Source organism: Aquirufa sp. (genome assembly GCF_044239315.1).
Taxonomy (GTDB): Bacteria; Bacteroidota; Bacteroidia; order Cytophagales; family Spirosomataceae; genus Aquirufa.
In genome coordinates this window covers 71500-85158 of the sequence record NZ_JBIIBQ010000010.1, presented here as the reverse complement: position 1 = coordinate 85158, position 13659 = coordinate 71500, and the positions used below count along the sequence as shown (strand labels likewise).

The following is a 13659-nucleotide window of genomic DNA, read 5'->3' as shown; positions in this document are numbered from 1 at the left end:
ACACTAACAAATTGAGTGTGTGGCGGTTTTGTTTTTATGCTTTTCTAAACCAAAAATTGAAGCATCTTTGGTTGAATGTGCTCTTGGTAAAATTAGAAAAAAAGCCGGCTTCGTGCAAACTATTTTTTGGCCAAAATAAATATAAAAAAAGGGCGTATTTGAAATGCCACATGCAAACCCCCGTCACTCAATTCGTTAGCCGTATTGCTTCTTAGAAAAATGCTATAAAAATATTTTATAAAATTTTTATAGCCTAAAATGAGTATAGAATTCTCTGAAATTTTGTTAAAGAAAAGATTTGGAAAATAGAATACAATTTGTAATTTTGCATCCCTTATTGTGAGGTCCAAATATCCCCTTTGGAAAAATAATTTAAACAAGACGGCAGGGAATCGTCTATTATCCATTATCATGAAAAAAGATATCCACCCAGAATACAAAGAAGTTGTATTTCACGATCTATCAGCTGATTACAAGTTTTTAACTCGTTCATGTGTTGCTACTACAGAGACAACAGAATTCGAAGGAGCCACTTACCCGGTATACAAATTAGAGGTTTCATCTCAATCTCACCCATTCTATACAGGTAAGAACGTATTGTTAGATACAACAGGACGTGTGGACAAATTCAACAAGCGTTACGCGAAGTAATTTTCCGAATGCCCATAGTAAAAAGCCTTCTTCCATTTTTGGGGGAAGGCTTTTTTTATCCTAGATTTGTCCAATGCAGCTCTCCGTTTATCTTTTCGAGGATCAGGCTATTAAAGCCGCGCTTCAACCCTTAACTCAGCACCGTAAAGTCGCTGAATTATGGGTGGGTACAAGCACCCTGGAAAATAAGTGGCCTCACCAGGTTTCAACTCCGGAAAACGCGGACATTCAGGTGATGAGTTCATTGCTTCCGCTGCCTAGCACATTCGAAATTTTGGATCAATTACCAGCGGACACTTCCTATGTATATCAGGGTCAGATTTTAGCCCGAAGAGGGAAAGGCACTTCTAGTATAGAGAGATACCTCCCCTTCCTGAAACACCCCGAAGAATTACTGAATTTTCAATCCGAGTTTTTACGTGCTGAGATCAAGGGAAATAATCCTACTCCAGGAAACAATACGTTTATCTGTTCGGAAGAAATCTACATTTATCCATCCGCTTCCGTAAAAGGAAGCATTTTAGATGCCAGCCAAGGCCCTATCTATATAGGGGAAAGAGTCAACATACAAATAGGCACCTTGATTCAAGGGCCAGCAGCGCTCCTAAAGGACGCAACCACGAATATCGGAGCGAAGATCCGACCGAATACCACGATAGGACCAGGCTGCAAAGTAGGAGGCGAAATCAACCATTGTATCTTCTTTCCCTTCAGTAACAAGGCGCACGATGGATATCTAGGCAATTCAATCGTGGGTTCCTTCTCTAATTTAGGCGCTTTAACGAATGGATCAAACCTGCGAAACGACATACAATCTGTTTCGCTTTATGATTATGCGTTGAAATCGCCACGAAATACGGGTCTGAAGTCGGTAGGCCAAATCATTGGTGATTTCGTCACCACCGGAGTAAGCACTTCCTTTAATACGGGAACCGTGATAGGCAGCCATTGCAATGTTTCGAGCATTGGATTTCCGCCGCGTTACATTCCCTCGTTTAGTTTTGGGGAGTATCCTGAATTGCGTGCCTTTGATTTCGAGAAAGCCTATGCCGCGGCCTGCGCTTGGATTACCTTGAAAAACCAACAAATACCCGAAAATCTACGCCAAAGCATGGAAGAAATTTGGAAAGCGGACACATCTTTCCGAAATTAGTTCTTTCTTTCTAAAAAGCCATTTGCATGCGATTTCAAGACATTCCGGGTCTAGCTAAAACCAAGAAAACCTTGTCGCTGGCGGTGCAAAATCAACACATCGCTCATGCCCAATTATTCGTAGGACCTCCGGGAGGAGCTCAGCTCGCGATGGCGCATGCGTTTGTCACTTATTTATTTTGCACGAATCGGACCGAATCAGACGCCTGCGGTGTTTGCCCTAGTTGCCAGAAATTGCAACGCGGTGTTCACCCTGACCTAGTCTATGTCTATCCGACGGTTATCACGAAGAAAATCAAAGACGCAGAATCCGACGCATTCTTACCCGATTGGCGTAAATTCATACAGGAATCTTACTTCAGAACCTTGCCCGAGTGGCTAGCCTACATGGGTGCAGAAGGCAATCGCCAAGGAAATATTCCCGTAGAAGAAACGCGTAAATTAGTCCAAAAAATCAGCCTAAAACCCTTCGAGGCGCCTTTCAAGGTGGTGATGCTTTGGAATCCAGAGACACTGAATGCTTCAGCGGGAAATGCCTTATTAAAGACCTTGGAGGAACCGCCTAGTTCTACTTTATTTATACTCGTATGTGCGGAGCCTGATAAGTTATTAACGACGATTATTTCCAGAACTCAGCGCGTGAGCATAGGAGCAGTAGATGTGGAGGATTTAGCCGAATATTTAGTCCAAAAGGCTGAAATAGACTCCGAAAAAGCCCATCAAATTGCGGTGAATTGTGAGGGAAATATCTCCGAGGCTTTGGAAAAATCAAACTCCGATAATTTAAGCACGACGACCTGGTTTGCGGAGTGGATGCGTGCCATTTATGCCCGAAATCTATCGAAATTAGTGCAGTTAGCCGATCAATTCGACGGTTTAGCGAAGGAGAATCAAAAAAGCATCTTGACCTATAGCCTGCATATTTTCAGACAATGTTTGTACCAGATTTCGGATGCAAGCGGTCTGATCAAATCGCTGGAAAAGGAAAAAGCCTTCGTGGATAATTTCTCCAAGACTTTGAGCACCGAAAAGATTGCGGCGATGACCGAAAAAATATCCGAGGTTCACTACCATTTAGAACGTAATGCACGAGCCAAAATGGTACACCTTGATCTTTCACTCCACTTATTACGCGTTTTTCACGCGAAAAACTCTTAATATGAAGACGGTTCGCATTGGTACACGAAATTCAGCATTAGCCTTATGGCAGGCCCACCACGTGGGGTCTTTGCTAGCTACTCAGGGTTTAGGCTACGAAATCGTTGCGATTACGACGAAGGGGGATCAGATTTTGGATCGTTCGCTGTCTAAAATCGGATCAAAAGGAGTCTTTACCGAAGAATTAGAAGCCATGCTTTGCGCGGGCGAAATCGAAATTGCTCAGCATTCGGCGAAGGATCTTCCCTCCCATTTGCCAACAGAACTGGAATTAATCGCCTTCACGGAGCGCGAAGCGGCTCAGGACGTCGTTTTAAGCCTTCATCCAGCGAAGACTTTAGCTTCAAGCGAGCAATTGCGTATAGGCACCTCTTCTACCCGCAGACGCGCCTTTCTGAGTCATTTCTACCCACAACATACCGCGGTGGAGATGCGAGGTAATTTACAGACCCGTTTGGAGAAATTAAAAAATGGAGAATGTGACGCGATGCTATTGGCTTTTGCCGGCGTCCACCGAATGGAAATGGAATCTTATATCACCCAGCACCTGAGTTTAGATCAATTTGTTCCGGCTGTAGGTCAAGGATCAGTAGCCATCCAATGCGCCGTTTCTTTAGACACTGAGGTAAAAGAACTAATACGCAAAGCCTGCAATCATCCGGCGACGGAGGCTACTATATTAGCTGAGCGACACTTATTAGCCCATTTAGAAGGCGGATGTAGCGTTCCGGTGTATGGTCATGCGATAAATCAGGAAGGTCAATTGACTTTGCAAGCCGGGGTACTTAGCCTCGACGGAATCGAAAATATTGTTCATTCGGCGACGGGCTCAGATCCAGCGCAATTAGGAAAAGAAGTAGCCATGGAGCTCATTCACCTAGGTGCACACCAATTATTACGTAAAATCAGACAGGAATTAGGTTCATGAAAAAACGCATATTAATCACAGGATCCAACGGTTTATTAGGCCAAAAACTCGTCGAACTTTTACGCGCACAGTCGAATGTTAATTTAATCGCCACGGCTCGTGGAGATAACCGCCTACCTGTGACGGAAGGATATACCTATGCGTCCTTAGATATCACGGTCCCTGCTGAAGTACATGCGATCTTTGATCAATTCAAACCCGAAGTGGTTATTCACACGGCGGCTATGACGAATGTGGATACTTGCGAGACAGATCGTAAAGGCTGTGATGTATTAAATGTGGACGCAGTTGCTTATTTAATCGAGGCCTGCGAAAAACACGGCGCCTATTTATGTCATTTATCGACTGACTTCATTTTTGATGGAGCAGCTGGTCCCTACACGGAAGAAGGAATTGCTAATCCAATCTCTTATTATGGCGAAAGCAAGTTAAAAGCGGAGCAGTTATTATTTGATTCGACTATTCGCTGGAGTATTGCACGCACGGTTTTAGTCTATGGCATCGTTCCAGATATGAGCCGTTCAAATATCGTGCTTTGGGTGAAGAAATCACTTGAAGATGGGAAAACCATCCAAGTCGTAACGGATCAATTCCGCACCCCTACACTAGCCGAAGATTTAGCGATGGGCTGTTGGTTACTGGCTAAAGATGAAGTGGAAGGCATATTCAATATCTCTGGCTCTGATTTCTTGACTCCTTACGAGATGGCAGTGATGACAGCTGATTATTATGGATTAGATAAATCACTTTTACAAAAGGCAGACTCTTCTACCTTCCAGCAAACGGCAAAAAGACCGGCTCGAACCGGATTTGTACTCGATAAAGCAAAAAAAGTCCTAGGTTATGCACCTAGAACTTTTCAAGAGGGTATCGCCATCATGGCGCAACAAGTAGCTGATTTAGTCTAAAGCTTCTGGATCTTCCATCATTGCATCTGCCATGGGATTTACCACGGGCAGATCAAGTAAAACGGGCGCTTCCTTTAGCTTTCCAAAATCTTTATTTTCATCTAACAAGGTAGTCCAGAGTAAGTCCTTCAATTCTTGAATTCCTTCTTGAGTTACGGATGAAATCAATAATACCGGAATATCTTTAGGCAAACTTTCGCGCATTTCTTCTTCCATTTCTGGAATCGAAAGATCCATTTTAGAAACGACAATTACGCGACGTTTTCCTAATAATTCTGGATTGTATTTCTCTAATTCGCCCGTCAAAATTCGGTATTCTTCACCCCAATTTTCAGCGTCTGATGGAATCAAGAAACACAGAATCGAATTGCGCTCAATATGTCGTAAGAATCTCAAACCCAAACCTTTACCTTCCGATGCTCCTTCAATAATCCCTGGAATATCCGCCACCACGAAGGACTTTTCATCCCGATATTCTACTACTCCTAATTGAGGTACTAAAGTCGTAAACGGATAGTCCGCAATTTCTGGAGTTGCTGCAGAAAGAACTGATAAAAGAGTGGATTTTCCTGCGTTCGGGAAACCTACTAAACCTACATCCGCTAACACTTTTAATTCCATCACCACCCAAACATCTAGGCCAGCTTCTCCAGGCTGCGCATGGCGAGGGGATTGGTTTGTAGAAGATTTAAAGTTGTGATTACCTAGACCTCCACGACCGCCGGGAAGGACTAAAATCTGTTGGCCTTCCTCTGTTACTTCCGCGATAAACTCATTCGTCTCCGCATTTTTAACAATCGTTCCCAAAGGCACTTGGATGAAAACATCCTCTCCCTCTGCACCGGAACGACGTCCACCTTCACCACCATTACCACTATCCGCGATAATGTGTTTTTGGTATTTTAAGTGAATTAAGGTCCAAAGTTGGGTACTTCCTACCAGGTATATGTGACCTCCACGACCACCATCTCCTCCATCTGGACCCCCTTTAGGCACGTGTTTTTCCCTCCGAAAGTGGGATGAACCGCTTCCTCCTCGGCCGGAACGCAGATTGATTTTGACGTAGTCAATGAAGTTTGTTGTCATTCTATTTTATTAATTATCCTTCGATGATGGCGATAATTTGAGAGAAAATATCCTCAATTTCACCGATACCATTAATTCCTGAGAATTTATGTTGAGCAGCATAATAACCAGCTACTGGAGCCGTTTTTTCACCGTATTCTTGAACGCGTTTGCGAATTAATTCTTCGTTCTGGTCATCTGGGCGGCCAGAAGTCTTGCCTCTATCTAATAAACGCTGCGTTAATTCTTCTTCACTCACCTCTAAGGCAATCATGTGATTGATCGCTAAATGGTGACCTGCTAATAAGTTGTCCAAAGCCTGTGCCTGTGCTTCCGTGCGAGGAAAACCATCAAAAATAAAACCTGCTGCCTCTTTGTTCTCGTTTAATTTATTCTCAATCATTCCGATCACAACGGCATCCGGAACTAGAATTCCTTGATCCATTAATTTCTTAGCCTCCAGACCTAAAGTCGTACCAGCTGTAATTTCTGCACGCAATAAATCACCTGTAGATAAGTGAATTAAACCATATTTCGCAATTAATTTTGCGGACTGAGTACCTTTGCCTGCCCCTGGAGGCCCAAATAAAACGAGATTAAGCATATAAATGTGGGTTACTTTTTAAAAAATTTATACGAACCACAAAGGTAAGCAAATCGAAGGCAAAAGCGGGGATTTTCTACTATATTTGCCACAAAAAAACGAGATGTTTTCAACCCAATTTGAAGAAATAATTCAAAAGAGACGTTCAAATAGACGCTATGACCCCACTGTGAAAGTGGATGATGCCGTCATAGAACGTAGCTTACAGAGATCAATTTTGTCCCCCAATAGTAGCAATATGCAGCTTTGGGAGTTCTATTGGATCAAAAGTGAAGAAGAGAAAAAAGCATTTCAACCACTATGCCTAGGCCAATCAGCCGCAAAAGACACCGCTCATTTGGTGGTTTTTGTGACTCGCCAGGACCTTTGGAAAAAAAGAGCCGCCTGGAACTTACAACAGGTAAAGGACTCCATCGAGGGAGAGCCTACGAAAATGCAGAAAAGAGGCTTGCAATACTATGGTAAGCTAATTCCGTTGTTATACCGCAATGACATTTTTGGTATATCTACTTTCATCCGCTGGAATATCTGTTTCTGGATGGGATTGAAAAAACCGATGATGCGTTTTGGCGGCAAAGCGGATCAACGGGTGATGGTGCATAAATCATGTGCGTTAGCTGCACAGACATTCATGCTCTCTATCGCAGCTGAAGGTTTTGAATCCTGCCCTATGGAAGGTTTTGATGCACAACGCGTGAAAAAACACTTGGAGCTGCCAGCTGGAGCAGAAATTAATATGATTGTATCAGTGGGTAAAGGAACGCAAGAGGGTGTTTGGGGACCGCGATTGCGTGTACCCTACGAGGAAGTGGTGCACGTTCGCTAGTTACAGTCTACGTCTACAATAATTTGAAGGCCTTTGAAGGTGGGCTTCGTGCTAAGAGTATCCAGTTCTTCGCGAAGCTGCTTTTTAAATGTAGCTAAGGCCACACCTTTCTCCAGCTTAATCAGGATTTCCATCGCGTACTGATTTCGAATTCGTTCGATCAAAGGTTTTTCTGGACCTAGGACACGTCCATTGCCAAATTTGGCCTTCAGCAACACACCTAAATCCTTCGCCGCCGTTTCCACATTGCGAGCCTCGTAATGGCGCATCACGATTTTAATCAGGCGCGTGAACGGAGGATAATGGTAGCCCTCACGCTCAATCATCTCGTCCGAATACAATTGCTCGTAATTTCCCTCTTGGATGTAGCCGAACAAGCGGTGATTAGGTTGATTTGTCTGAATATATACTTGGCCCTGCACATCTCGTCTACCGGCACGACCGGCCACTTGGGTAATTAATTGGAAGCCACGTTCATGGGCCCTAAAATCTGGGAAATTAATAATCTTATCGGCATCAAAGATGGCTACGAGTGATAAACCCTCGAAATCCAGGCCTTTAGCCACCATTTGAGTACCTACTAAAACATCGACTTGGCCCTTTTGAATTTCTGTAATCAAGGAAGTAAAGGCAGTCTTCGAACGCGTTGTGTCAAGGTCCATCCTGGCTACACGGGCCTGGGGAAGGTGTAATTGCAATTCTTCCTCCAGCTTTTCGGTTCCATAACCCATCGTCTTCATTTGCGCGGAGCCGCAGGCTCCGCAGCGGTGAATCAATGACTCGTGGTGTCCGCAATAATGGCAGCGTAATTCCTGTTCCCGAGCGTGATAAGTTAATGAGACATCACATTGGTGACAAGTCGCAATCCAATCACAGTCCTGACATTGTAAGTAAGGGGAATAACCGCGGCGGTTTTGGAACAATAAACTTTGCTTACCCTGCTTCAGATTATCTGCTAACACTTCAATCAAGTCAACCGAAAACCCACCTTTCATCTGCTTCATGCGATTCGCATATTTCGTATCGATGAAATGCATCGCAGGTAATTGAGCCGCTCCAAAACGCTCTTTCAAGACCACAAGACCATACTTATCTTGTTTGGCCTGATAATAAGTCTCCATCGAAGGCGTCGCAGAACCTAATAAAACTTTTGCTTTTTGCTGATGCGCTAATACGATCGCCACATCCCGCGCGTGGTAACGAGGCGCCGGATCTGCCTGCTTGAAGGAAGTTTCATGTTCCTCATCGATAATGATCAGCCCTAAATTTTTAAAAGGTAAAAACACGGACGAACGAACGCCCACCACGAATGGATATTTCCCCTCCACAATCGACTTCCATACTTCCACCCTTTCGTTATCCGAGAATTTAGAATGATAAATCCCTACTTGCTCTCCAAATATCCGCTTCAAACGGACCACAATCTGCGTCGTCAGAGCAATCTCAGGAAGTAAATACAGGACCTGATCCCCATTCGCTAAAGCTTCTTGAATTAGCTTGATATAAATCTCTGTCTTCCCAGAACCCGTTATCCCGTGTAACAGGACAACGTCCTTCTCTTGAAATTGGCTCAAAATAGATTGATAAGCTTTATCCTGTGGGGCATTTAACGTAAACGTGGAGGGAACAAAATTTTCATCCATTTCATCAAAGCGCGAAACGACCACATCAAAAATTTCAAAAACCTGATTTTTGACTAAGGTCTGAAGGGAACTTTCCGACAATCCGGCTTGACTAAAACTGTTTTTAGCCAGGCCTTTTTGATTCGTTTCTGGGCTCCTTAACACCGGGATATATTGCAGGTAATGCAAGAGAATCGCCATCTGCTTCGGTTTCTCCTCCAGCGATTGAATCAAATCCGTCAAGACTAATTTGTCTTCAAAAGAAGTCCCTAGGCGGACCTTACGTTGCACTTTAGGCGTATATCGGTCCTTTAATTCATCAAAAATAATGACTGCATCCTTGCTTACTAAGGCTTTGATGAGATGATAAGGACTTTTGACTTCGGCGAATTTGGCTAACTCATCATAGGTCAAAGCGCCTTTATCGCGGATCTCAACATAGATGGCTAATTCTTTATCCGTCAGCGCTTCAGGGCTCGAAAATTCTGGATTCAGCTGAACCTTCGATTGACTCGAAATCTTCAAACCAGCAGGTAATGCCACCTGGAAAACCTCGCCCGGATAACACATATAATAGTCCGCCACCCATTGGAAAAGGGCAATTTGGGAGGCCGTAACTAAAGGGGCATCATCTAAAATTTCTAATAAATATTTCGCTTGGTATTCCTTAGGTGGGTTGTGATGTACCGTAACGATAACTCCAGTAAGTACTTTTTTCGTCCCAAAAGGTACCACTACCCGCAATCCCGATTGTACAAATTCAGCCCATTCCCGAGGCACTCGATATGTAAAATACCGAGGGATAGGAAGCGGAAGCAAGGCATCCACAAAAACGGTTTTCTCCTCCCCTATTTCCATCGCAAGGTTTGAATCAGGTGAATGGCATCTTGTTTCAAATAGCGAATAACAGGCGCCAGAGAATCATTCTTAGTGGCTGTATTAAAATACACGGCTCCACGTAGAAAATGTTTTGTGCTATCCGTCACAATAAACTGAAAAGAAGTAGCTACTTCACCTTCTAATTCAATCACTGCTGCCTTGCGACCACTGAGCGTTGTAATATAACCTTCCTCTATTCGAGTGGCCTTCATTTGATGCTTAGAGGCTAACAAGTAGGAATCCCGAATCATTTTTTGAAGACGTACAGGATCCTGAAGAACTGGCTTATAAGTTAATTGTATGAAGGCATCCCAACGAGGATAGTAAATATATAACCAATGTGGCTCCGCAAAATAGACCGTATCTTTTTTTACCTCAGCAATGTTAGAGACTTCAAAAGAAAAGGGATGACCTGGCTCAAGGGACCGGTATTGATGAGTAGGAATGGCAATTAAAGGATATCCTTTAGGTCGTGGTAAGGACGTGTTTTCTTCCTCTGAGGCGGTTCCACAAGAAAACAAGGTCATTAAAAAACCAAAAAGCAAAAGACGCATATTCGCTTATTTTAAACCGTAATACGCTAAGATAGGATTTTGTATGGATTCAAACACTTTTTCCCGTAAAACAGGCAAATCTTCCATCGTTAAACCTAGAGTCTCTATAGGTGGATGAATTTCTACATGCAAAACACCTGGACGCATGAGTAAGGTGTCTTCATCCATGATTTGGTGATTATTATGAAAACTCATCGGTACGATAGGCACTTGTTGTTGAATCGCCATAATGAAGGCACCATCTTTCAAAGGATTACCCATATAAGGCAATTGCTTGAAAACAATTCCTCCTTCAGGAAAAATGACAATACTTCTACCCGATTGCAAGGCACGTAACGATCGACTCAAGGAACTTGCCCGACTATTCTTATCATTTCGGTCTACCAAAATATTCAGACTAGCGTATAAATAGCCAAAAAGCGGAATCTTCTTCATCGCATTCTTTCCCACAAAGGAGAAAAACTGATGAATAATCACCACCACCACCGCAATATCTACGTAAGAAAAGTGATTCGAACAGAACACGTAGGTTTGCTTCGGATCTGGCTTAAAATGATGTGTAACTTTGATACGAATCCCCGAAAAAAGAAAAAAGAGTTGTCCCCACAGCCTGACAAGCCGATGTGCAACTCTTTTCCATGATCTTCTTTGTAAAAAAACAAAGATGAAAGGGTATAATGCTAAAAATATACTGACAAAAACGAGCCCAGCCCAGATTGTATACAGACCTCTTAAACTAAATGAAATCAAAGAACTTTTGTTTTTCATAATCTAAAAGAGGCGCCTAAATTCTAGATTTAGTCTACAATACCTAATTGAACTGTGTTTGTTTTCTTATCTTGATTTGCTGGAACAGACAATGTCGTCACGAAAATATCACCTTTCGACAATAAATTATCCTGCTTTAATTTATCTACCATCGCAGCTACCGTTTTCTCTGTATCACCAGCTCCTGGATCATAAAAGAAAACACGAGCACCCCATAATAAACCCATTGTGGACATCAATTCTCTATTTGAGGTAAACACAAATAAATCAGCCTTAGGGCGGTGAGCTGATAGACGGAAGGCTGTATAACCTGAATTCGTGATACACAAAATCGCTTTCGCCTTCGAGTCACGCGCTAATCGGCAAGCTCCTGCAATTAAACGATCTTGAAACGGCACATTCTCAGATGCAGATGTACTTAAAGAGTGATTCTTAAAGTAAATCGCTGCTTCATTTCCTTGAATAATTTCAATCTCATTTTGCTGCTGCTCTACCACTTCGTGAATATGCGCCATGGTCTCTACCGCTTTCACTGGATAGGCGCCTGAAGCAGACTCACCACTTAACATGGTAGCTGAAGCTCCTTGCAATACCGCATTGGCAACGTCAGACGTTTCGGCACGCGTAGGAACTGGATTAGTGATCATCGACTCTAACATCTGTGTCGCAACAATAACAGGCTTTCCTGCTGCTGTACACTTCTCTACCATTACTTTTTGTAGATACGGAACTACTGCACCATCCATCTCCACACCTAGATCACCACGAGCTACCATGATAGCATCCGTCGCAGCAATAATTTCATCTAAATTATCAATCGCTTCTGGCTTCTCAATCTTTGCAATAACGCGTGTATTCTTGCCATAAGCCTTAATTTTCTCTTTAATATCCCAAATATCACTCGCCTTACGAACAAATGAAAGTGCTACCCAATCCACACCGTGATCTAAGCCAAAGTATAAATCTGCCTCATCTTTCGGCGTCAAACAAGGTAAAGATACCTTCGTACCTGGTAGATTAATTCCCTTTTTAGATTTCAAAATTCCCCCGTAGATCACCTCAGTAACTACCTCTTTCTTCACTTTATCTACAGAAAGTACTTTCACTTCTAAATTACCGTCATCCATTAAGATGCGTTCCCCTGGATTCACATCTAAATACATTGAAGTATAGGTTGTACCTACTTTTTCAGATGTACCTAATAGATTTTCATCCATCGCAAAGATTAATTGCTTTCCTGCCTCTAAAGGCACCCCATTGTTCTCCACCAATTGTGTACGAATTTTAGGACCTTGTAAATCTTGAAGAATTGTTAAATTCAAACCCATTTCTTCAGATATAGAACGAATCATTTTTAAACGCGCCAAATGATCCTCATGAGTTCCATGAGAAAAGTTCAAACGGAAAACGTTTACACCTGCTTTCGCTAATTGGATTAATGATTCTCTTGATTCTGAAGTGGGACCTACTGTGGCAACAATTTTTGTCTTGCGTTGATACGACATAATTTGGATAAGATTCTAATGACGTCGCAAGTTACATCTATTACACAAAAAAACCACCAAAAGGTGGTTTAAATTGCTATAACAAAAGAAATGAGTCCTAATATTCCCAAAGACTACTCTCTATTTCTAATAATTTATTTTCAATCATTTGAGACTGCAAGAGACTTTGTCTCTCGCCTCCAAATAAATCAGATAAGAACTTATCATCGATATTACCTGTTTTAACAATACGTGCACTGAATAACCGCAAATCGAAAGCATAAGCCATATTTTTATGCTGAAGATCATTCTGTGCATTGTACCAAATACAATCCGGGTTATTCTTAAATAAATCGTATAAATCTTTGTACTTAAAACTCGCTACTGGCTTATCAAATCCAGCGACATTGTTCGGGTTAGAAGCAGGTATGATTAAAGAAATCGATTGAATGTCAAAATAGAGGCGAGATCTCAAACGATCAATAATCGCATCTTCTCTAATTTCAATGATCGATAAATCTTTAGGAAAATAATATTCAGCAGCCGCAGAAACAGGCTTTTCAGCAAAAGCATCAGTCGCTGGCGCAGCAGCATCCTCTTTTTTAGCTGGTGCCGCAGAGCCCCATCCATCATCACCACCACCAGCGGGTGCAGCCGACTTAGCTGCAGGGCTCGCTGCATTTTCATCCCCAAAACCTGCGGATCTTTCAGCTTCAGAAAGTCCCCCACCTCCTAATGACTCCTCTATTTTTAAATTATCGTTAAACTGCTCTAACGTTAATTTAACATTTAATGAATCGCTTTTATAGGGAGTTAAAATCCCTGCACGCACCCAATCAACTAAAAATTTAGATATCTGGTGATTAATTGAAAAAAATGGCTTATTGACTTTCTCATTTAAATCCATTCTTCTCCATAAACGTAAACGATAATGAATATCTTGCTCCTCAATAGGATGAGCAGAATTAGCATTGGAAGGCTTCTCTTGACCAAAAACGGTTAAGTTAGCAGCCATTAATGCACACAAGAAAAGTTTATTCACCCAATTCATCTTCATTCG

General features: G+C 42.4%; 13 protein-coding genes. 6 read left to right on the top strand and 7 right to left on the bottom strand.

Going from position 1 to position 13659, the window contains the following annotated elements; translation table 11 throughout:
- The first annotated feature begins 411 nt into the window (after positions 1 to 411).
- From ACILP5_RS05420 to ACILP5_RS05400, 5 genes are all read left to right on the top strand, one after another.
- Positions 412 to 651 carry a type B 50S ribosomal protein L31 gene (locus ACILP5_RS05420; RefSeq protein WP_130896059.1) on the top strand — a complete coding sequence of 80 codons (240 nt, stop codon included), beginning with the start codon at positions 412 to 414 and terminating at the stop codon, positions 649 to 651.
- A 73-nt stretch (positions 652 to 724) separates the two neighbouring features.
- A complete protein-coding gene (locus tag ACILP5_RS05415; protein WP_395617638.1) occupies positions 725 to 1804 on the top strand; it encodes a hypothetical protein in 1080 nt (359 codons plus the stop codon).
- Positions 1805 to 1830: 26 nt separating this feature from the next.
- On the top strand, positions 1831 to 2961 hold the full coding sequence (locus ACILP5_RS05410) for an ATP-binding protein (RefSeq protein WP_395617637.1): 1131 nt from the start codon (positions 1831 to 1833) through the stop codon (positions 2959 to 2961).
- A 1-nt stretch (position 2962) separates the two neighbouring features.
- Positions 2963 to 3889 (top strand): hydroxymethylbilane synthase, encoded by a 927-nt coding sequence (gene hemC / locus ACILP5_RS05405; protein ID WP_395617636.1) that lies wholly within the window; start codon positions 2963 to 2965, stop codon positions 3887 to 3889.
- Complete coding sequence (locus ACILP5_RS05400) at positions 3886 to 4797, top strand: SDR family oxidoreductase (protein WP_395617635.1); 912 nt, start codon at positions 3886 to 3888, stop codon at positions 4795 to 4797. The genes hemC and ACILP5_RS05400 overlap by 4 nt, the downstream gene beginning before the upstream one ends.
- Here ACILP5_RS05400 and obgE read toward each other — a convergent pair.
- Positions 4789 to 5883: a GTPase ObgE gene (gene obgE, locus ACILP5_RS05395; protein ID WP_395617634.1), complete on the bottom strand. Its 1095-nt coding sequence runs from the start codon at positions 5881 to 5883 to the stop codon at positions 4789 to 4791. The genes ACILP5_RS05400 and obgE overlap by 9 nt on opposite strands.
- 13 nt (positions 5884 to 5896) lie before the next feature.
- Positions 5897 to 6466 carry an adenylate kinase gene (locus ACILP5_RS05390; protein ID WP_395617633.1) on the bottom strand — a complete coding sequence of 190 codons (570 nt, stop codon included), beginning with the start codon at positions 6464 to 6466 and terminating at the stop codon, positions 5897 to 5899.
- A gap of 103 nt (positions 6467 to 6569) precedes the next feature.
- Here ACILP5_RS05390 and ACILP5_RS05385 point away from each other — a divergent pair, with 103 nt between their 5' ends.
- Positions 6570 to 7292, top strand: coding sequence for a nitroreductase family protein (locus ACILP5_RS05385; protein ID WP_395617632.1), 723 nt, complete (start codon positions 6570 to 6572; stop codon positions 7290 to 7292).
- Here the strand turns inward: ACILP5_RS05385 and priA are convergent.
- The 5 genes from priA to gldN all read right to left on the bottom strand — a co-directional run bounded on the left by priA (position 7289) and on the right by gldN (position 13656).
- Complete coding sequence (gene priA, locus ACILP5_RS05380; RefSeq protein WP_395617631.1) at positions 7289 to 9772, bottom strand: primosomal protein N'; 2484 nt, start codon at positions 9770 to 9772, stop codon at positions 7289 to 7291. The two genes, ACILP5_RS05385 and priA, sit on opposite strands and share 4 nt — an antisense overlap.
- The gene (locus tag ACILP5_RS05375) at positions 9763 to 10347 is read right to left on the bottom strand and encodes a gliding motility lipoprotein GldD (RefSeq protein WP_395617630.1); all 585 of its coding nucleotides are present in this window, start codon (positions 10345 to 10347) and stop codon (positions 9763 to 9765) included. The genes priA and ACILP5_RS05375 overlap by 10 nt, the downstream gene beginning before the upstream one ends.
- A gap of 6 nt (positions 10348 to 10353) precedes the next feature.
- A complete protein-coding gene (locus tag ACILP5_RS05370; RefSeq protein ID WP_395617629.1) occupies positions 10354 to 11115 on the bottom strand; it encodes a lysophospholipid acyltransferase family protein in 762 nt (253 codons plus the stop codon).
- Between the two features lie 29 nt (positions 11116 to 11144).
- The gene (pyk, locus tag ACILP5_RS05365; RefSeq protein WP_395617628.1) at positions 11145 to 12620 is read right to left on the bottom strand and encodes a pyruvate kinase; all 1476 of its coding nucleotides are present in this window, start codon (positions 12618 to 12620) and stop codon (positions 11145 to 11147) included.
- Between the two features lie 97 nt (positions 12621 to 12717).
- Positions 12718 to 13656 (bottom strand): gliding motility protein GldN, encoded by a 939-nt coding sequence (gene gldN / locus ACILP5_RS05360; protein ID WP_395617627.1) that lies wholly within the window; start codon positions 13654 to 13656, stop codon positions 12718 to 12720.
- Between the last annotated feature and the right edge of the window lie 3 nt (positions 13657 to 13659).